Source organism: Desulfuromusa kysingii, from assembly GCF_900107645.1.
Lineage (GTDB): Bacteria > Desulfobacterota > Desulfuromonadia > Desulfuromonadales > Geopsychrobacteraceae > Desulfuromusa > Desulfuromusa kysingii.
The window spans coordinates 1-21,559 of record NZ_FNQN01000016.1; the positions used below are offsets into that span (position 1 = coordinate 1).

Consider the following 21,559-nt stretch of genomic DNA (forward strand, 5'->3'; position numbering starts at 1 on the left):
ACAAGCAAATGCGCGATGATCCAAAGGGATCAGCGCCGGATTCTGCCCCTTCCCCGAGCCCGGCACTAACTATGGCCAGAGCTTACAACTGGACCACGCTTTTTTGAATGGGACGGCACAAGGGTACGCAAGTGTTTCCAGGTGGCGAAGACAGTTCGGTCACAAATGACCGGCCCTTCGCATTAAGAGCCTCGATAAGTGTTTGGAGCAGAATTCGAAATCTGCAGCCAGTTCGTAAAGCCCAAGTCAGAAACCGGATGATTCGTGGTTGATCAGTCGCTTGTCAAAGAACGAAAAGTAAATCTTTTGCGTTAAGGGTTATCTTTACTCTTGACGGCCGGGGGCCTGATAAGTGTTAGGTTTCTTCAATTATTCCGACCAGTTCGGATGGCTTCACAAGTTTAATTTTGGGTGGATACTTTTTATGCCTTTTAACTTGGTTGAGAAGATTGAAGTCACAGGTTAGGAAATAGTCTGCATTTTCGCTTTCGGCACAATAAACGAAAAAAGCGTCTTTCAGTTGGTTTGAATTCAGCTTTCCTTCGCCTTGGTATGCACCACATGTTTTCTGAAGCTGTAGAAAGCGTTTATCTTTAATGTTTTTTAGAAATTCGAATTGGTGATTACGAGATGGATCGGGGCCACCTGCAATTATTCTTGAGTACTCGAACGGTCCTTTTACTTTTTCAATTTCGATATTGTCAAAGCACCCCTGATTGGAAGTGCCGGAAACATTGCGTAACCCCCATAATTCAAAGGTCACTTCTTGGTGAGTGATTAATTTTATGTTCCCTTGCTTAGCATGCTGGGCAATTTGGGGTAGAAAGTTTATTTCTGACTTTAATTCTTCATTTTTTAGATCAATCTGCGGCAATAGGGTGGCTTCTGAAAAAACATCGACAGTAAACTCATTGCTACCCCAATTAATTTTTTGCTTGTTGGGGACAAGCCTGAGTCGGCGGTTTTTTGAATGCCTTATTATGTTCGAGTCGATGAATATTTTGATCATTTTATTTTTAAAACCTAACGCCGCCATAAAAGGCGAGCGATAGCGAGTCCAGCCCAACGTCTTTTTGTTGGGCGATTTTTAATGGCCTTGTTATACATTTACTTCCCCACTCCACCCAGCAATGTAGTAACCCACTCGTCTGGTATGCCTAATCTCAATGAGATATAAAGCAATGCTACTATTTCGATCAATTTAAAAAGCTTACCCAAAAAGTGATCTTCCACCTTGGATATTTCGAAACCAGTCTTTGACAATAGCCAGAATGGTATCCTTAGAATTTTCTCAAGTAGAACTCCAAACCAAAAAAACGGATTTACTGCCTTTTTAAACTCAAACTCTATCTTTCCTTCAAGCTGGCCAATAAGCTTATTTATTGTATCTAGCTTCCTTTGGTTTGGAATGTGACCATGTGAATCATCCTGAAGAATTGATTCGTAAATATTTACGGGGATTACAGGTCCACCCACAGCTGGCGCTGGATACGAATGAAGCACATCAGGGATACCGGCTCTACGAGAAATGTGGATTATACTAGGCGTTTTTCTAGCAATTTCTTCTCTTAACTCTTGGTATCGTTCAGGATCACCTTCATTGGGTCTTGATCTTTGCCCATTTGTCCTGACTTCAATTTCCCAAAACTCAACCACAAGCGGAAGGAACGCTTCGACAGTCATCTTATCTTTCTTGGTGCCAAAATAAATCAACGCTCATTCCTTATGTATAACGGTTTGGATAACCGGTGGCGACGCGAATTATGCGAACCACCTAATTATTCGAATTAAAAACAGAAGTATCACCCATCCGGTTGATTTTATGGTTGGGTGCTATTCATATTTTTAGAAAGCATTTGAAGATAACTGTTTTGCAGTTTTAGTTCCGCCAATTGATCTTCTTGCCAACCCTTGTCTCCGTGCCAATCTAATGCTGAAAATAAAAGAGAAAATAAAGCGAAGGTCACTGCAAGAATGGAGAGAGCTAGGCTCCATCGCACAGTAGTTCGATTTTGCCTTGATGCTTTTTCTGACAAAAGTGCGGAATAAATGTTTCCAGTTTGAACATTACCTACGGTACGGGCCCATGCTATTTGCATGTACTCTTCCAACTTGGCATTGCTCAATTCGTGGGGTTTGCATTTAGTAAGTTCTAGCCACTTGTCAGTACACATACTTCATCTTCTTTCAGGCACCTAACAGTAAATAGACAGGTCTGTATAAAACTGGAAACAAAGACACAAGCTTGTCTGTCTATACCAAAAATAAGATACTCGATAATCCGATATAAGCATCTATCATATCGTCTTTTTTCAGAATTCATGTAACCTTAACAGCCTATATAGACAGACCTGTCTAAACAGACTTTAAAGGCCATCAAAAGAGCGATTGATACTCTGGCCACTCATATTTGATACTTGAGAATAAATAACAGCTATTTCTTAAACAAAAACGCCACAGACCAGCTTGATGCTGGTGTGGCGATATTCAGTGCCTACTAGTGAATCTTTTTTCCACTATCCCCCCTAAGTAAAAAAATAACAATACCGAGTTATTCAAGCTGTATTTTGCGGTTTTGTCAAGCTACTGTTTTTGCTTGGGCTCTGGTTCCTTTTTTCACAGACACATACACGACTTGATTACTTGAAATTGACTTGTTTTATGGTTTTTTGTTTAATAGCAGTTCAGTCAACATTTTTCAGGGAGGTATTATGTCAGATGATAACATTGAAATGAAGTCTGCTCTTGGTGCTCTCAGAAATAATGCGTTCAATATCCAATCACTACTCAAAATGGTTCAAAAAGGTGAAGAATCGACCGAAATTCTTAACCAAATAACCGAGATAATTGAAACTCATTTTGATAGTGCCGAATCGCTAGCCATAGACATCACTGACGAACATATTAAAGACCATCGGGAAATTCTGAAACATTTGAAAATGGCTCATGCCGATTGGTGTGATGGAAAGATTACTGATACATACTATGCTGAAGTCTTAAACTCTCGACTATATAAGCATTTTTCGTCACATCTTCAGCCATTGATCGATAAGCATTTAGACGAAACAGAAAGAATGAAGTTTAAGCTTTAAAAGCTATCCAATGGCAAAAGCTACCAGCTTTTCAGTCTGATCGCCAATTTCAATCGTGGGAGATTCTGCCTTGACGTTGGTTTCGTGTCGCCATCAAAGCGGACGGCTTAAATCTTAGATCAGATCGAGACCGGATTACCATACCACCCTTCATCCGCAAAACATTTCTGCCTAAAAATCTCCCTTTAATTCTGAATGCTTGCTTTCTTAATTACTTCTGCCATACTGGAGAGATCTAAAGCAAGTTAGTGTAGGATTTCATTTTCAACCTTTTCTAAGGGTTGTCTGTTAAGAAGAATACACACGGAGATCCTGAAACCATTTGGGTTTTGGGGCTGCGCTTGAAACTTGCACAACAAAAGTTTTTCCCTGACAGGGGAAAAAGGAGTGAAAAATGGCTGAAGGTACAGTTAAGTGGTTTAATGACGCAAAAGGTTTTGGTTTTATCGAACAAGAGAGTGGAGATGATGTATTCGTTCATCATTCCGAAATCCAGGGCGAAGGGTTCAAATCTCTGGCTGAGGGAGAACGTGTCATTTTTGACGTCACCCAGGGTCAAAAAGGTCCCCAAGCATCTAATGTTCGGAAATAACAGCGCAAATGCTTTAAACCGCTGACATCCTCTAGGGCCCTACGGTTGATCCGTGGGGCCCTTTTGAATTCAGATCAATAATTGTAACACCAAACAATATTCTCAATGAAGTGTGAAGCGTTACAACCGGTTTTTTCTTGTTCGTTCTCCCCTACCTAGATATTCACTCTGTGTTATTTCCCTTTTTGGCAACGCAACATTATTCCTTTTGAATCGTCGACTAGCAGAATTTCACCGTGATGTTCCCAAAATATTAGGTTTTCACGGCTTTGGTATTTTGCACCACTAGCACTGGGTTGCAAATACATGACCGTCTGCGTTCCGGTTTTTTCCAGGATAAGAGTTGGTGGATCGGTTTGGAAGAAGTTGACTGTGATTTGGTTAACGGGATCATCGGTACAGATGAAATGGAAGGAACCTGAGTCCGCTATCAGGCGGTACTTTGCCTGTAATTCTGCAATGCGACGTTTATATTCCGTGTACAAACAGCTTCGCTTATTTTCAGCATTCCAGCAGTCGTTACGGTTGCTGATCCAGCGTTGCTGTTCCGCCGAGACAGTTTGGGAATGACCTTCGGGGGCGACACGCAAAGCGAGCGAATAGACTGCATCCAGCATACGATCTAATTCAGACAATTCAGGATCAACACGAACTATCGCTTCAATGGCATCATTTGTAGGATTGTCACCGTGCTTACGGGGAGTTTGTTTCACAAGTTGATCAATATACTGACACCAGGCATGGCTATGACGGTCAGGCAGATGGTTTTGCCCTCGGATTCCGAGTCTGAATTCAATCGTTGATTTCCATTCTTCAGAGCCTATATCTGGGCCATGGCCGTGATTATCTCCGGTATGAACTTTCGCTTCAATCTCTTCATACCAGGCATCAGAGCAAAGAGAAATCGACTCAATATCGGTTTGCTGCACATTGCCAACATGCGCACAACCGGCTAAAAAGAAGATTAAAACCATCACTTTGAGTTTCATCATCAGTCATTCCCACTTAATATCTAGACGAGAAAACCCCCTGCATCAAAACACCATCGATTGCAGAGTGAAGTGGATGCGAAATGAGTCGATATCGTCTCCATGTTTAGCCAGTGGGAACCCCAAATCAATTCTGCCGGTCAAGTACTGAGACCAATTGATAGAGAGTCCAATCCCTGTACCGATGATAAAATCTTCATGATTGCTGGACAAGTTATTACCTTTATAAGGGAAAGCGGCTCCGTGATCGATAAACACAGCCCCTTTGACTTTTTCCCGCCATGATCCCTCGGTAAAGGGCAGCGGAAACTTGGTTTCGGCGCTGACAAAGTAACCTTCATCCCCCACCAGATATCCTTCTGCATAACCTCGGACAGAACTTAATCCGCCGACTTGAAATTGCTGCGTGGAGACCAAGGGATGATGACTAGAAAGCTGACCATTGGCCCGGATCAACGAAAATACTTCGCGATTATGAACAAAGGATCTGACTAAATCTAACTTGTACAAAAAGAAATGATTATCATCGTTGACATCGCGCTCTTCACCATAGGTCACGGTATTGCGAACGTACCAAAGACCGCGAGAATCTATCCGCTTATAATCAAACCCGAACGGAAAAGTATCGACTTTGGTCTGAGCTATTCGGACACCGGAGAAGTCCGTGTTGGAATTATTATATTGATATCCGGCAAACAGATTCATTGATGACATCTGATTGGCGATAAGCGGATGGTCAATATTAATGTTATACGAATAGGAATCACCGCCGATATCAAGGTCAGAAAACGGTCCTGACTGAATCTCAACGCGGTTCAAGCCATATCCAATAGATAGTTTTGAACCCAAGGTATTGATCGGCACACTGTAACCTGCGGATAGAGTTTTCGACCCTTCCGAGAGATACCCCGAGACGATCAAAGCATCGCGAAAACCTAAAAGGCTGTAGGATGCTAACTTCATCCCGATTCGTTCTTCCCCGACCGTTTCTGTGCCCGCATTATCAGATAGGATGCTGACTTCATAATTGCGCGGTTCTTCAGCATTAAGAATCAGGTCCGTTTCACCGGTGGCCTCTCCCGGTCGCAAGGTTGCACGAATCCTTATGTCGTTAACAGCATTGAAAAAAATCAGTTCTTGTTCCAGAGTATCAAGCCGGACCAGTTCACCTTGATTCAGGGTAAACCGATTCAGGACAAAGGAGTCTCGGGTATGCTGGTTACCTTCAACCAGAACATTGCCGACCCGCCCTTCTACTAAACGGATTTTGACAACACCATTTTCAACCTTCTGCGGAGGCAAGAGCGCCTTAGCTGTTACAAACCCTTTATCACGGTAAAGGGCGTTTAGCTTGTCGACCATTTCAAACAGGTCGTTGATGCTGCGCACACTGCCTTTATAAGAAGAGGTAATCTGCTCGATTTCAGCATCCGAAAGAATCTCAGATGGATCTGTAACAATTTCGTTGATCAGGATTCTGGTTCCATTCTCCGGTCTCGGTGGAACAGAGCGGTCTGTTTCATCGTCAATCTGGGCTTCTTCGTCAGCGCTACCTTTTTCTTTGATCAACTTTTCCAGACGATAATATTCTTGCAGATCGTCCGAATGCTTATGAACAACACCGGTTTCGACGCTGCCAAGATCTGCCGCGACGACAGGAAAGGTAAGCAGTCCACATGTCATCAACAGTAAACAAATTTTTATGATCTTCATAATTCCCTCACTTAATTTTCAATAGCATTTTCAAGTTACTGTTCAATGACAATCAACAAATCATCAGCATCGGTCAATTCATCATCCTCATGAAGACCGAGAATATTTTCCTGCATAAAATAATTATTTTGAGGGATATTCAAGATTGACATATCCAAACGTGAGAACCGGATGCCGTTGAAAACGTCACGGGCACGCTCTGAAAGTTGAAGTTGTTTTGCGACGATCCGCGTCAAACTATTTTCTGAACTATAGTCGTTGACGATAAAATCCTGACTGTAATTGATGGCCCTGGCATCTGTTTCAACTTTGTTGTCGGCAAACATTTCCAGATAGAAGGGGTTCAACCCCGTGTAAAGTTGGACATCGGCGTCATGGAGTTGTTTGTTCTGATTATCGACAATCACCAGATGTTGACTGTTCCTGATTTCACCATAGGAAGTGATCATCGCATTGTTCAACGTCAAGCTGTCAGATGAAGCGTTAAGGAATAATCTGTCAGTATGAATCCGGTCAAAAACAACCGGAGCCGATGAAAGGGCATTGATTCTCACCATTTCCGCCGTTGGGTTACCACTGACATCAAAGTGCAACGGTCCACTTCCATCAGGATTGATCACCTTGTCTAGGAAGACATTGTCAGCTTTAGCGACCATTTGCTGACTGACTTGGGCTTCAGCAATCTGGATCATTCCACCTCTGGCTTCAAGAGAAAGACCTTTAATCTCGCCAACTTGTGCTCCAATAATAGATGAGGTGATGTTCCCTTCAGCAACCAGATTGATATCTCCTGCTGCGGCATGACTGGTTCCGAGGACGAGATCATCCTGTTCATGGAGATTCGCGACACCATCGCCAGCAAGAGTCATCTCAACCGTCTCAACTCTGGTCTCCAGTGGCTGTTCTCCACCGATGTCGCCCTGAGCATTCAGAACCAGGGTTGTTTCTGCGGCATCGATATTCAGTTCTCCTGGTGCACGATTATTTTCAATTGAGCCGCCAGTACTCACCAGAGTCACCGTCCCATCCCCTGCTGTCGACACCAGCCCCAAATTCATTGTGTAGGCTGATGAGAGGGAGATATCTCCCGCGATGCTGCTTACGTCACCGATAGTGAGCGGTTGATCGTAACTTGACACATAGATTCCAGTGACGGCTTCCGCTGAGAAGAGACCGTCCGGGTTCAGGCCGATCTCCAGATAATTATCAAAGGTGCCGATGGAGCCACCGGAAATCAAACTGATTGAATTGCTGCGGATATTGGTTTCGTAACTGTCTGCAAGCGCATCAAAGATCGAACCAGAGGTTTCAAGGTAGAGATCATGCCGTGAATAGATTGAATCGACATAAAGATCATTCGCTGACTCCAAGATATAGATATCACCATCGGCTCTCATCGTCAGGGTCGGATCAAAAGCTGCAGAGGTGAGGTTGATGGTCATATAGTTATCAGCCGAGCCGATGCCACCATCAGCCGCTTCAAGGATCAGATTGGCTCCGCTGATTTGTACGTCATTTGAACTGTCAGCAACACTGATCCCGTCGGCAACTTTAATGCGGATGTCACCTTGGGCATCGATATTCACCAGATTAATACCGCCTTCTGAACCGATGTAGGAATAGCCACCAGAACTGGCAGAGAAACCACCATTCGCTGCGTCCATATGAATATCGAGGGTATCGCGTTGGGTGATATTGAAGCCATCGATATCAACACCATTCGCATTGTAGACGGTTTCAATATCCGCCCTCTCTGCCGTCATCAAAGCGAGACGTGCAGCTTCTGCCTCTGGAGTATCAGCAGTCAGGTCATCAGTCACAGCGATGTAGACAGGAGACTCAGTCGAACCGATATTATCCCCAGAAATCAAGGTGATGCTGTTACCGATGACATTCGGTTCTTCAATCGCAATCTGTGTGTCGGTGACTTCTTTAAGCATTCCTGGAGTCATCCCGAGACGCAATTGCTCATCACTCCACTGCACCTTGTTCACAAAAGCATCAAATTCTTCAGTGCTCACCTGATAAGAATAACTTGCACTGTAGCTGCTATCATTGAGAGCGCCAACCTCCTCATGAAGAGAGAAATACTCAGCTGTCTTCGACTGGACATATTCAGCCAACTTTTGATCCACATCAGCGCCCTGCTCTTGGTAATACTCTGTTAATGACGTTCTCTGCGCATCGGTTAAAACATATTCAAAGTCCGGGTTGTAAGGATCATAAGAATCATCTGCAGGATCATCTGTGCCGTTGTCATTCAGACGCATGCGCCAGTAACTCTTGTAGTTCTGAGTCTTACTGTTTTTATATGCCGCGACAGTATCATCAACCTTATCGAGAGCGTCCTGCCCTTGCAATCGCATCTCATCCCACAAGGCTTCCAATTCTTCGATGGTTCTGGTGTCGGCATATTGAGCACTGTTGTTGTCGATGATCTGCCCTGCTCCAGCATCAATAGTGACATCACCCTGTTGTGATTCAACAGCAACAAGGTAAAGATCGCCGCCACCTTGTTGAACGATATTGATGTCGTCACGCGACAGTGCTTCGAGACCAAAGTTGGCAACATTTTCAGTCGCTGTCGGAGTACCGACCATAACGTTAAATGCTTGAGCCTCGGTGCCAATTGAACCATTTTCAGCGGTCAAGTTGACATAGTCGCCCATCACCAGTGAAGACTCCTCGTCCATCAGCAACGAACCTTCCGTTGTCAATGAGACCGTCCCTGCAGTGGTTGTCGCACTGGAAACAATCATATCGCCTGAGGTTTCTGTGATACGAATATCACCGCTGGTTGTTACGGCGCTGAGGACACCACCATCATAAATATTCAGCAACAAATCGTGATTCGTATCCCCGATGCCCGTAGCCGCTTCAAGAGTCAGGTTCTCTGCGGACAGCATCACATTTTCATTGGCTTGGGTGATAGAGCCCGCGGAAGAGATCGACAGGTCACCGACACGATTAGTAATCGTGCCATTGGCAATAACATTCCCGATCGAGTCAACATCAACGATGCCTTCGTTCTGACCGATAAATTCGATAGCAATGGGGTAATCAGCAGCAAGACTGTGAGTTGAAACCGTCTTAGACCCCTCTCTGACGTTAAACTCCATGAAGTACTGAGATGTCACACACAGCCACCAGTCGCACTTGGACCAGGAATCGGTTTCTGTTTTGACCGGAGTATCAAGACTGACGATTTCAGATTTGTAACCGTAGGATGACAAATTATTCTGACCATTTGTTCCAGCATTTCCATCGGTTAAGTAGGCGCCATTTTCCAAAATTTCAGAACTGAGGGTAATTGGACCTGATAGCTTGTACTGATCCATAGAAGAATCGACGGTTAACGATGACAGACCAAAGAAACTACGCGACCAGTATCGATAGTAACTGATTGTCTCTTCACTCTCACCTGTGGTCCAGGAATACCGTAACCCTGCTTGAGGATTATATTCTGTGCTTCTCCCATCAACGAGATTTTCGAGAAAAGAACCGTAATCCATACTGCCATCGGTCTGAAGGACAAGATCTCCCGTCTTGATATTGATCTGGTCATCAATCAGGGTATATTCAGTCCGCTCAAGCAGTGGAACGTTATCAGAACCAATTGACTTGATATTGGTGATGGAGATTTTTCCCGCCACTCCACTTCCGGTATCCAGAACATTAAGGACAACATCAAGACTGCTGTCATTTTCGATCTTAATCCTACCGTAACCATCAAGCGCCCGGATTTTACCTGCATTGCCCATATAGGTAGCATCGGTGACACCAAGATCTGGATTTGTGTCAGTGGTCCAGGCAGTATTGATGATTTGTCCGTAGAGATTGACATAACCACCCATGACTGCGGCACCAGAAACTTCCATTTGACCAGTAAGGGCATTATAAAACACATCAATCTGATTCCATTCAGCATCAGCGATAGTCTCACTGAAAACCGTGGTCGTATTGGTTATCTGATATAGTTCATCGCCAGGGTTCAGCGTTCCTGCCGCAACCTTAGCATTGTAATCAGCCGTTGCCTGAGCAATGTTCCAGGCACCTCCGCTGCCATTATCTAACACGACAGTTGACGGGATTCTGACTCCCCAATCGGGCATACCACTTTGAATTGTACCGTTAATATTGAGGTAACGTGCGGCCATAAATATCGAACCATTCGCTACAATACTACCGGGCTCAAGGTCGGAATCAGCGAACAACCCGGCGGGATCACCACCGACTACTCTAAAGTCATCGGTATAACTCTGGATAATATCGCCGTTACGCGTTGAAATATCGATTGTCCCCGCATGAATATTCACCCCGCTATCGACAATAATGCTCCCGGCACTTGAATCAACCTGAAAAGCACCTCTCAGGTTGGAGACATCACCGGTAAAAGTCATATCCGGGGCCGGTCCATTATAGTAGAGGTACTCCGATGAGTTCTGGTCGAGAACGTTGCCAGCAGAATCATAAGTCGGCTTCGGTGCCAGCGGATCATAGCTGCTGGTGATCAGAATCTCCGGTTCATGGGTTGAATTGGCACTGGTTACAATATCGCTGAAATTTGCCAACCCTTTTATGGAGTTTAAATCTTCGATCAGATTAGTGGACGCAGCACTGCTGTCGGCAGAAATATCAACATTGTTCAGTAACAATCGGCCGCCATCATCAGATGGAATCGTTAATGCGTTGAATTCAAGGTAATAACGACTATCGTTGACGATTTCGATCTGCGCATATCCTTCTGCCGAAAAAGATCCGCTGCCGGTCAAAGAGTCGGCCTTGATGTTAACGTCACCCACCTTGGCAACGATATCAGGGAGAGTCAGCTTCATTGCCGTCGGCCCAGCAGGAACGACACTATTTGATTCGTCAGTTCCTAGTTCAACCAACTCGGCATTTAAGTTAACCACATAAGCTTCGACAGTGGATAATTCACCATTCTTGGTTTCCAATTCGGTATTTACACTGGCGAGATTTAAATTAATGTTGTCCCTGTCATTTCTCAGATTCGGAATTGTTGTATTGTTAAGCGTATTTTTATCATTTTCCAAATTATTGAATTGAGTCGTGAGAGCCGATAGGTCTGTCGCATAATTATCGTCTTCAGGATCAAGTGTTGCAATATCTGCTAGGATCCCTGCCTGTTCAATGTCAATTTGATTGAGTTGCTGGTTTGCAACTGAAATCTCCCCTTCTACATCCGCCAGATTATTCTCCAAGACGGATTGTTGACCTTCAAGGGTCGAAATTTCACCATTAAGAGTTGTGACTTTCCCATCTAAGACAGTAATCTGGCCCTCAATGGCATCAATGGGGCTCATTCCAGCCTCACCGGCAAAGCCAGGATTATCAGGATCATCCAGACCCAACTCGAGCAGTTTATATTGTAAGAAGTTGATCTCTGATTCGTATGCTGCGACCGCAGTTGCGTCACCAGCATATTCGCTTTTGAGGTTTTTCAGTTTTTCAATCCGAGCCAGGATATTTCCGGCAATCGAAATCGACGTCAGCTCAAAACCTGCCACCTGTTCACTCAGTGAAGTCCCATCAAAATCAAAGGTGCCATCGGGATTAATCCTGACAAATTTACGGTTTTCCACTCCGGCACTGGCAGAGCCATCAACATTTACCAGAGTGGTTCCGCCAGTTGACTTCTCACCTTCCACAGGGATATCAAATGAGACATCATCACCACCGAAAAGATTAGAAATACCACTGACAACCTCGCCAGCCGTTTCGCGATAAATATCTTTACCAACACCGGAGATATTGGCGGATTGGCTTCCACGCTCTGCCCAGAGGTTGACATCATGGGCCGCTGCAATATCGGCCAGAACAGCAATGTTGATTGAGGCATCAGCGGCAGCAATCGCATCGGCCTGAGGATTGGTTGAAACAGGGAAAGCCGTTTTGTTCCACAGGTCTGTCTGCGCTGCAACACTGATGTTGTTGGCCGACCCCGCCTTGAGGTTGATATCATTTTTGGCGAACAAGTAAGCATTCTGTCCAACCGCAATCGAGTTATCAGCCTCATAGTGCGCGATTGATTCTCCCGATGGCGCTCCTGCAACACCGTAAGCATCAGCAGAAGTTTGGGTATTGATCGCCCCTGTTGCGTAGGTCTGAATATCCAGATCCTCTACAGCAATCAGCGTCGCATTCTGACCAACCTGCACCCCGGCATCAACTTGATCGGCAGTAATGATGGATTGGGCTGAAGCGACTGAAATCAGACCACCGGAATCAAGTTTAACTTTGTCATATGCAACGACATCGTTGGTGGCACGAATTTCAAACACCCCGGGCAGCTCTTGACTATTCTGATAGATTTCCGCATTTTCTCCGACATTGACATCAGCGTTATTGACAATTTCAGTATCGCTGGTTGCCGCCGGAGCATCAATGGCTCCACCGGAACCGGCTTTCAGATTCCAGGTTCTGTCAGCATCAAGCAAGACGGCATTTTTACGAACATTATTCGCTGCAGTCAGGGAAATAGCATCGGCAGCGATATAACCATCGTTGCCAACAGCTGCGATGACATCCGCATTCGACCGGTTGATTGCATAGGATCCACTCGCACCAACGATGGCGGCATTGGTACTGTTGACGCTACTGTCAAAGTTGGATGAATGATTCGCATCGACCGTAAAGGTAGCGACGTCAATCCCACGGTTCTCGGTTCCACTTCCTGTCGCGGCACGGGTTGTCGAATTCGTTGCAGTACGAGCAATGGCCGCCTGCCCGGAAATAACCCCGCCACTCCCGGCAACGGAATCGGCGTAATTTTCGTCTGTCCCGGTTGCCTGAACCATCAAACCAGAACCTGAAATGGCGACATCGTCTCCGAGAATTGCGTGCGTTGTGGTATTTGAATTAGCATCCGCAACATTGGCACCAACCGCCAGAAAACCGACATTGAGACCGGTTGCATCAGCTGTCTGTTTTGAATTCGACGTAGCAACCACTCTGGTCACATTTGTCGTAGTAACCGTACTGCCCTCTGTCACTTTTGCAGTCACGTTGCTTTCATCTTCTGCAGTGCTGCTGGTAGCACTAACACCCAGTAACAAACCACCGCTCGCGCCCACAGCATCGGCATCGGCTGATGGTGCTGCAGAGATCAGGTTCTTCGTTGCGCTGACGGTTAAGCTGTCTGCGGTAATACTATTGTTGGCTCCCAGTGTCGCCGTCACAGTCGGTTTGACACTGGCATTGGCGATTGAAGCGCCCACGCTACCGACGATGGAGATTGCCACAGCACCCGACACGGCTTTTGCTTGAGGGGTCGCTTCGGCGTTTACGACCATATCACCATCAAGGTAAGCCGTATTGTCGGCGCCAGTTGCGGCACTGACGACTGAATCATTAGTTGCCGTTGCAACAGCACCACTACCAGAATAAATACCCGCAGCGCCGGCAAGTGAATTGGCATAAACCTTGTCATTACTAGTTGCGGCGACGGTTAAGGTCGCGGCGTGGGTTCCACTCTGACCAACATCAACACCAGAACCCGTTGCTGCGGTAACACTGCCTGTTGCCTTAGCGCGGGAATAAGATCCACCAACGGCTCCGGCACCACCTGCGGCACCAACAGCATTCGCAGTCAGATCAATATCTTCATTAGCACTGATATTGACATTGTCGGCACTATTAATGCTGACATCATCAGCCAGAGCGGCCGTTGTCGTATTGTCTGAATCGAGATAGGCGACAGCGGCACCGATACCGATGTAACCAGCGGCAGCTCCGTAAGCCGTAACTTTAGAGCCATCGCCATCGACATCTTCTGTCTCGGCATTCACGGCCACATCACCGTCAGCATCAATGATTGCCCCTTCAGCGATGAAGGCCTCGGTTGTCGATTTTTTGATGCCGATTCCAGCAGCGCCACCAACACCGGCAACACCACCGACAGCTAAACCACCGGTAATGATTTCAATTTTACTCTTATCCACTGCCGACACAGAGATATCATCCCCGGCATTAATCACTGCATTGCTACCGATGGATGCTTGAGTTTTATCACTCGCAGAAGAAGCATCAAGATCGTCAGCAACACCAACCTGACTGCTGTTAGCAGCAATATCGGTCTTGATGCTTTGGACATGCTCAGAATCACCAAGTTCACCCGACACCTTATCATCGCTGATGGTCCCATCAAGATAGGCAGCAGTGCTCTCACCACTATCAGAATCGTTGATAGTTGCCTGTGAATCCTCATCCAGTACCGATCCGATGCTAACAAGAGAAACGGCACCACCAACGCCAACAACTCCGGTCAAAGATGCAGCAACCGTATTAGAGCTGACATCCTTGGTGGAATCGGCTTGAACCAGAACATCCCGCCCAGCATCAATATAGGCAGAATCGCCGATAGCTGCAGTGGTGGTATTTTTGACGATACTGATATCTGCGGTCCCGCCAAATCCAGCGATCCCAATTGCAGCGGTTCCAGCAGCGCCATCAATTTCGACTACATCCTGTGCTTTGACAATGACATCCTGTGCAGCACCTGCACCATTTCTTTGATTGACCTGTGCCCCATCACCGATTGACGCGACGGTTTCAGAGCTGACAACCTGGGTAGAGACCGATCCGGCAACACCGACACCGCCACCAGCAGCTGAGCCGGTTACCGAGACGATCTTCTCCTTAGAGTCGGCACTGATTTCAGTGGTCCCACCCGCGTCTAGCTGTGCCGCACCATCTGCGACAAAAGCTTTGGTGGTATTATCAATGACGGCGACAGAGACCCCACCGCTGACGGCAGCAATCCCTCCAGAGCCGGCAACTGTTGTAATCAGCAGGTCGGTATCTTCCTCTGCTGTGACTCCAAGATCACCTGTGGCTGAAATATCCGCAGTACCACCGACGGAGGCGAGGGTTTCATTGCTGACCACCTGAACTCCGGCAGCTGCACCAACACCTGCGGCACCAGCAACAGAGACATTTGTTGTAACCGTGTAGAGATCTGTCGACGATATGGCTTTGGTCTCAAGATCTTCAGCATAGATGGTTGCTTCGCCTATGGTCGCATGGGTCTTCTTGGCAATAACGCCGGTATCCATCGAACCACTGACAGCCGCCGCTCCAGCTCCTGAAACGGTGCCAGCAACCTGAACCATAAAGGTGTTGCCTGCGGCGTTAAGATTGACATCGCCGGCATCGAGAGTGGTATTGATATAGGTATTATCCCCAATGGCAGCTTCCGTTTCCGAAGTAATCACATTGCTTGAAAATGAACCGGTCACAGCTGCCGCTCCGGCACCAGCGACACCAATGGTGGTGGAAACAACCTTTTCATTGGAAACTGCGGTAACAGAGAGCCCTTTTGCCGATTGCGTGTTTTTAGAGCCCATACCCGTGGTCGCGACCGCTTCACCATCTGGATCATCCTTAGGTGCTACAGCCGTATTCACCTGGGACTCAGCCCCCTCATTGTCGTCATCACCTTCTGCCGCTACAGTGAAATCGGCTTGTCCATTGATATTGCCATCAGCAACGCCATCGTTATTGACATCGACATCACCTGTTTGTCCTGCTGGGGCTTCAGGCAATGCCGCGGTGTTATTAACATCGACGGTTCCAGTATAGATATCCATCACTTCCGCATTACCACGAGCGTTGACAGTAGAATTGTCTGCCACATAAGCACGGGTCTGATTGGAGATAACATTGGCGCCAACATTGACACCAACACCAGCCGCTCCAGCACCATTACCAACAGCAGAGACAGCAACAATCAGCGTATCATCCGTTGCCGAAAGATCGACATTACCACCTGAATCAACCGTGGCACCCAAGGTATCAAAATCATCATTCAAGTCATCGCCAATAGCCGCTTGAGTTTTATTAGCAGCAACATTGGCAGAGACGACAGCACTCACAGCTGCAGCACCCGCCCCACGGATGGAGACACCACCAGAGATGAGGTTTTCGACTGAAGAGGCTTTGACACTGACGGAATCATTAGCGGCAACATCTGCACCGCTGGAAATATAAGCCTTCGTATCCTTTTCAAGGACATTGGTTCCCAACACACCACCGACAGAGGCAGCACCAGCTCCGCCACCAGAACCAGCCATTGTCGCGATGTTACTGGAGCTGTTGGCTGTGACCGAAACCTCATCACCTGTTGTATTCTGATTAATGTCCGCATCGCCAATGAAAGCATCGGTATCAGAAGAAACCACGTTGACAACAACGGCACCATCAACAGCAGCTGCTCCAGCACCTGAACCAGTGACACCAACGTTGTAAACATTTTCCGAGGTCTCAGCCGCTATGTTGATGAGACCATCAGCATCAACACTGGCGTCATCAGCGATATATGCACCGGCTGAATCATGCAGCAGTGTCACCCCGAGAGAACCGGCAACCCCAGCGGCGCCACCACCGGCACCAGCCCCGGAGAACATAATTGCCAACGATTTGTCTTCAGCTGTGACCGACACGTCATGACCAGCATTGACCTGCGCACCACTATCGATCCAGGCGCTGGTATTCATCGTTGGAATATTATTCGGATCCTCACTCAGGCTGTCACTGATCGCTAATTTAGAAGCGTAGTTGTCGAGAGTTTCAGCGGTTGAAGCCGAGCGCTCAGAAGAACCGAGCATATTATTACCATCCGCATCAACAGTAGAGCTCTTGGTGGTTTGACCGTCAGCATATTCTTGAGTACTGACATTTTCGTATGCAATCTCATCATTGGGATCGATCGGCATTCCGTATTCATCGACTTCGACGATGTTGCCTTCGGCATCTAAAGGATTACCGTCAGCATCGCGCACCTCCTGAGTCACTTCCATTCCGCCAGAAGATTCACCATCCAGAAGAGAACCAACTGAAATAACGCCGAAAGCACCGGCGACACCGGCAGCTCCACCACCAGCACCCGCAAAGGTGACAGAATTGACATATTTTGCTGATGAAGCATCAACATTGACATCATTCTGCGCATCAACGCGGGCATTTTTACCGATATAAGCCGTGGTTGTGTTCAGTGCCACCGTGACGTCAGCAGTTCCGCCGACACCGGCAGCTCCACCACCGGCCCCAGCACCGCCGAGACCAACGCTGACGATGGTATCGCTGGCGTTGACATCGACCGACTGCTCAGCAGTGGCAAAAGTCGCGTCCTGATTAATCTGGGCATAATCACCGATGCCAGCTTCGGTCTCAGAAACAACGACCTTGACACCAACAGCACCGGAGACACCCGCAGCACCACCACCAGCTCCAGCCACCGTGACGCTGTTGACATTCTCAGTCGAACTGGCATGGACAGCGGTTGTCCCACTGGCATTGGTTTCTGCATAGTTTCCAATTCGTGCTTTGGTGTTACTGGAATTGACAACGACTGCAAGTGATCCTCCAACACCAGCAGAACCACCACCAGCACCGGCTCCAGAGGCTGTGGTTAAGCTACTGAATTCAGTTGCTTCGACGGTGAGATCCCCCGACTCGACATTAATCTGTGCTGCGTCTGTCGCATCAGTGCCATCTTCCACTTCAGCAGTCGTACTATTGGCAAAGACCAGAGCCCCAACAGCACCACCGACACCGGCGCTCCCTCCGCCACCAAAGCCCATGGTTCCGGTGACAGCAACATCGGTTGAATTGGCAGAGAGGTCAAACCCATTTTCAGCATTGATCAAAGTGGAAGGACCAACTTTGGCATTAATTGTCTTAGCAATAACGCCAATGTTTCCAGCTGCCCCAACACCAGCGGAACCACCACCGGCTGCCCCTCCGGCAATATTGACCAGCACTGTCTCATCCAACGCCTTGACTTGAACGACCTGATCGCTTGAAGCCGCAGCATTGTTTTGATTAATCTGTGCTCCACTGTCAATCCGCGCTTCAGCAGTGGTAGCGATAACATTAGCGTTGACCGTCGCAGCTACACCCGCTTGACCACCACCAGCACCACTGGCAACGGTAGTCGATAACACTTCACGGTTAGAGGCTGTGACCGAAAGACCTTTGATCTCTTGTGTTTGTACAGCAGCAACAGCAGTCCCATCCTCATTGAGAATGTCATCTTCACTAATACTGTTATCAACATCAGCGTCGAAACCAGCTTCTGTCGCGCCACTCTGTTCAGCTCCTCCGCTGATTACTGTCGCGCTGTCACGATTTCCCCGGGCATTAACGGTCGCACCTTCACCGATATAAGCTTTAGTTGAGCCGATCAATGTCGCTACCGCTAATGAACCACCGACGCCAGCTTGACCACCACCGGCAGCACTGCCTGCGATCATCACCCCGACCATGTCATCTTCAGCGTTGACCAAAACATTGCCGTCGGAATCGACATTGGTATCATTGCCAATATAACCCTGGACATCATTCGCAATGACTGCAACGGAAACTGCTCCACCGACTCCGGCTTTACCGCCACCAGCAAATCCTGCGGTGGTTGACGTCACAACTTCAGAAGAATCAGCATTAATGGAGACTTCCTTCGCAGCATTGATATCGGTCCCTCTTAGGCTGTTATCATCGGCAACATAGGCTTTAACCGACTTAACAATGACAGCGGTATCCAATGCCGCACCCACGCCCGCATCACCTCCACCGGCGCCCGCTCCGGTTAAGCCTACCGCAACGGTGTCATCACGCGCTTCGACCAGAACACTATCTTCCGTTCCTGAAACATTCTGGTTAACCCAAGCACCTTCTTCGATCAACGCCTGGGTGTCGGTTTTGATGACATTGACCGAGAAAGCTCCGGCGACACCGGCCTTACCACCACCGGCACCAGAAACAACAACCGCAACAGATGATTCATCTGCGTCAGCGACAACCGTTGTCTCCTGTTCGGCATCGGTCGTCGTATTGTTGCCGAGCTTCGCTGTTGTCTTATTCAAGTTGACATTGACGGCTACAGTACCACCGACCCCGGCTGATTTTCCCGCAGCAACCCCACCACCGAACATGATCGTATCAGAATCGTTCATCGCAGTGACATTGAGGTCACCGGCAGAAGAAACCGTCGCACCATCATTGATCTGCGCTTCGGTCGCGTTTATTGAGGTAATCAGGCCGACAACCCCTGAAACACCAGAACCCTCAGTGGCGGCACTGCCACTGACGCCAATATTAAGTAATGTCTGCTGTGCGGCCGCATCGACCTTCACTCCGGCATCTGCGCCATTGGACCTGATGACGGCATCTTTATCGATAGTGGCGGTGGTTTGATCCAGATTGGTAATATTGGTCAGCGTGACACCTACACCAGCTTTCTTGGCTCCAGCGACAGCTCCACTAAAGGCAACAGCTTGAATATCAGCCGCTGATGCCACTTCGACACCCAGGGTTTCACCAAGATCGTTTTCAGTCTGGTTTCCAGAGGTTGTAACTACGGCTTTCTCACCAATGTAGGCTGCCGTGGTATTGTCAAAGACGTTAACAGAGAATGATCCTGCGACGGCAGCATCACCTTGAGCCGCTGCTCCGGCAATGGCTTCAGTATAATAGTTATTGGTACTCAGATAGGTCGATGGATCAAGGGTATCGAAGCTGAAGTTGAGATAATCGAGGGTAATATCAGAGAGATCAATTTTATGTTTGGTCGCTTTAACCGTCAGTGATTTGGCATCCACAGTCGTCGTTTCAACCATGTCATCCGTGTTGTATCCAACTGCTGCGATATTATCATTGTTGGCATAGAGGACGGCAAAAGAAGCGCCGACACCAGCTTTTGAATCTTCTCCCAGAGAGATTGAACCGGCTCGGGCTTGTGCTGCGATACGACTGGTATCATCCGCGCTTACAATAACATCGCCACTAGCGTCGATATCTGCACCATCACCAATAGAAGCACGTGTCTCGTTGAAATTGGCAACAACGGCGAGCGAACCGGCAACAGCAACGTCACCGCCGCTAGCTCCTGAGACTGATTCAGACGCCATTGTAGTCAGATAATCCTCATCCCTGTTCTGCTTGGAATCGGCGGATACGGTTAAATCTGTTGCCCCTTGAACCGAGGTTCCTGACCCGATCGAAGCGATGGTCTGATTACGTGTAACCGTCAATGCGACAGCCGCACCAACGCCGACATCATCTGATTTCGCTGCCCCACTGGCTAAAGTTGAGTAATTTGTATCGGTATCAGCGGCGACATTGACTGCCCCACTGGTCGTGATGGTTTTATTGTCCGCAATCTTGGCGACCGCTTTGTTCTCAGCCACACCAGCACCGATTGCAGCAGCAACGGAAACTTTCTTTGCTTCTGATTTTTGTCCTTCTCCTTCAGGGTTATCGGTATCAGGAGTTTCTGTTGCAGGGGTTTCTGCACTGACGACTTCAATACCGTCAGCATCACCACCGGCCTTACCTTTACCGAAATCAAGCTGACTATCAACCTGCTCATCGGTTGAGGTTCCTGCCTTCTGCGTCTCGCCATCAGCTTCGGTCTGTTTGGTTGCTCCTTTGGCTGAAGCCGTCGCGACTGTTTTTATGCCAGTCTTGGAAGATGCCTGCAAATCAATGCTCGTCGAAGAGGTGATATCACGCTCGACACTGGCATAAACATTGTCACTGGCAACACCAACCGCGAGGGACGCACCAACCGCGACATCACCGGAAGTCTGTCCGGTTGCTGTGGTCGATACTTCATTGGTCTGATGAGCAGAAACTGACAGATCACCATTGAGCCCAGTTGCACTACCAGAACCCAAGCGAGCCTGAGTTTTATTAACTGCCACCGAAACAGCTATCAGCGGAGTGACGGAAACTTTCGCTCCGCTCGCGCCACCAGAGGCCTTTGTCGTCATTTTATGGGCTGCCGTTGAATCCAATGTCAGAGAACCAGCATCAGATAAAGTCACCCCATCACTCACTTCAGCATTGGCATTATTAACAGCCACATTGAACGCAGCTGAAACACCGACACCGGCGGCAGCGTCATCACCAGTCATCTTGACAACGGCATCAGCCTCAGCGTTTGCCTCAGTATTGTTCTGGGTCTCTAAATTCACAGCGCCAGTGTTAGCATCAACAGCTGTTAACGTACCGTCCTCATTCGTATCTCCAGCAATGGTTGCAGTTGTGGTGTTAACTGCCACATTTAAACCAAGTGATCCGGCAACTCCGACATTGGCGGCACCAGCTCCACTGGTCGCTTTGGCATTGGAGGTGCTGACCTGCTCGTCGGCTTC

Annotated in this window: 8 protein-coding genes; 2 read left to right on the top strand and 6 right to left on the bottom strand. The window is 47.7% G+C overall.

Going from position 1 to position 21,559, the window contains the following annotated elements; all coding sequences use genetic code 11:
* Nucleotides 1-355 precede the first annotated feature (355 nt).
* The 3 genes from BLU87_RS16660 to BLU87_RS16670 all read right to left on the bottom strand — a co-directional run bounded on the left by BLU87_RS16660 (nucleotide 356) and on the right by BLU87_RS16670 (nucleotide 2,099).
* The gene (locus BLU87_RS16660) at nucleotides 356-1,066 is read right to left on the bottom strand and encodes a hypothetical protein (protein WP_139167613.1); all 711 of its coding nucleotides are present in this window, start codon (nucleotides 1,064-1,066) and stop codon (nucleotides 356-358) included.
* 41 nt (nucleotides 1,067-1,107) lie between these two features.
* Entirely contained in the window at nucleotides 1,108-1,713 is a 606-nt protein-coding gene (locus BLU87_RS16665; RefSeq protein WP_092350933.1) for a hypothetical protein, read from the bottom strand.
* A gap of 107 nt (nucleotides 1,714-1,820) precedes the next feature.
* The gene (locus BLU87_RS16670) at nucleotides 1,821-2,099 is read right to left on the bottom strand and encodes a hypothetical protein (protein ID WP_175498442.1); all 279 of its coding nucleotides are present in this window, start codon (nucleotides 2,097-2,099) and stop codon (nucleotides 1,821-1,823) included.
* Nucleotides 2,100-2,711: 612 nt separating this feature from the next.
* On the opposite strand from BLU87_RS16670, the gene BLU87_RS16675 reads away from it, so the two are divergent.
* Together BLU87_RS16675 and BLU87_RS16680 are read left to right on the top strand one after the other, a co-directional pair.
* A complete protein-coding gene (locus BLU87_RS16675; RefSeq protein ID WP_092350936.1) occupies nucleotides 2,712-3,092 on the top strand; it encodes a hypothetical protein in 381 nt (126 codons plus the stop codon).
* A 394-nt stretch (nucleotides 3,093-3,486) separates the two neighbouring features.
* Entirely contained in the window at nucleotides 3,487-3,684 is a 198-nt protein-coding gene (locus tag BLU87_RS16680) for a cold-shock protein (RefSeq protein ID WP_092350938.1), read from the top strand.
* 173 nt (nucleotides 3,685-3,857) lie between these two features.
* Here the strand turns inward: BLU87_RS16680 and BLU87_RS16685 are convergent, their stop codons facing one another.
* From BLU87_RS16685 to BLU87_RS16695, 3 genes are read right to left on the bottom strand one after another with little or no spacing between them, the layout of a single operon-like run.
* Nucleotides 3,858-4,676: an MliC family protein gene (locus BLU87_RS16685; RefSeq protein ID WP_092350940.1), complete on the bottom strand. Its 819-nt coding sequence runs from the start codon at nucleotides 4,674-4,676 to the stop codon at nucleotides 3,858-3,860.
* A 42-nt stretch (nucleotides 4,677-4,718) separates the two neighbouring features.
* Entirely contained in the window at nucleotides 4,719-6,386 is a 1,668-nt protein-coding gene (locus BLU87_RS16690; protein ID WP_092350942.1) for a ShlB/FhaC/HecB family hemolysin secretion/activation protein, read from the bottom strand.
* A gap of 35 nt (nucleotides 6,387-6,421) precedes the next feature.
* Complete coding sequence (locus BLU87_RS16695; protein WP_217637543.1) at nucleotides 6,422-21,466, bottom strand: hypothetical protein; 15,045 nt, start codon at nucleotides 21,464-21,466, stop codon at nucleotides 6,422-6,424.
* Between the last annotated feature and the right edge of the window lie 93 nt (nucleotides 21,467-21,559).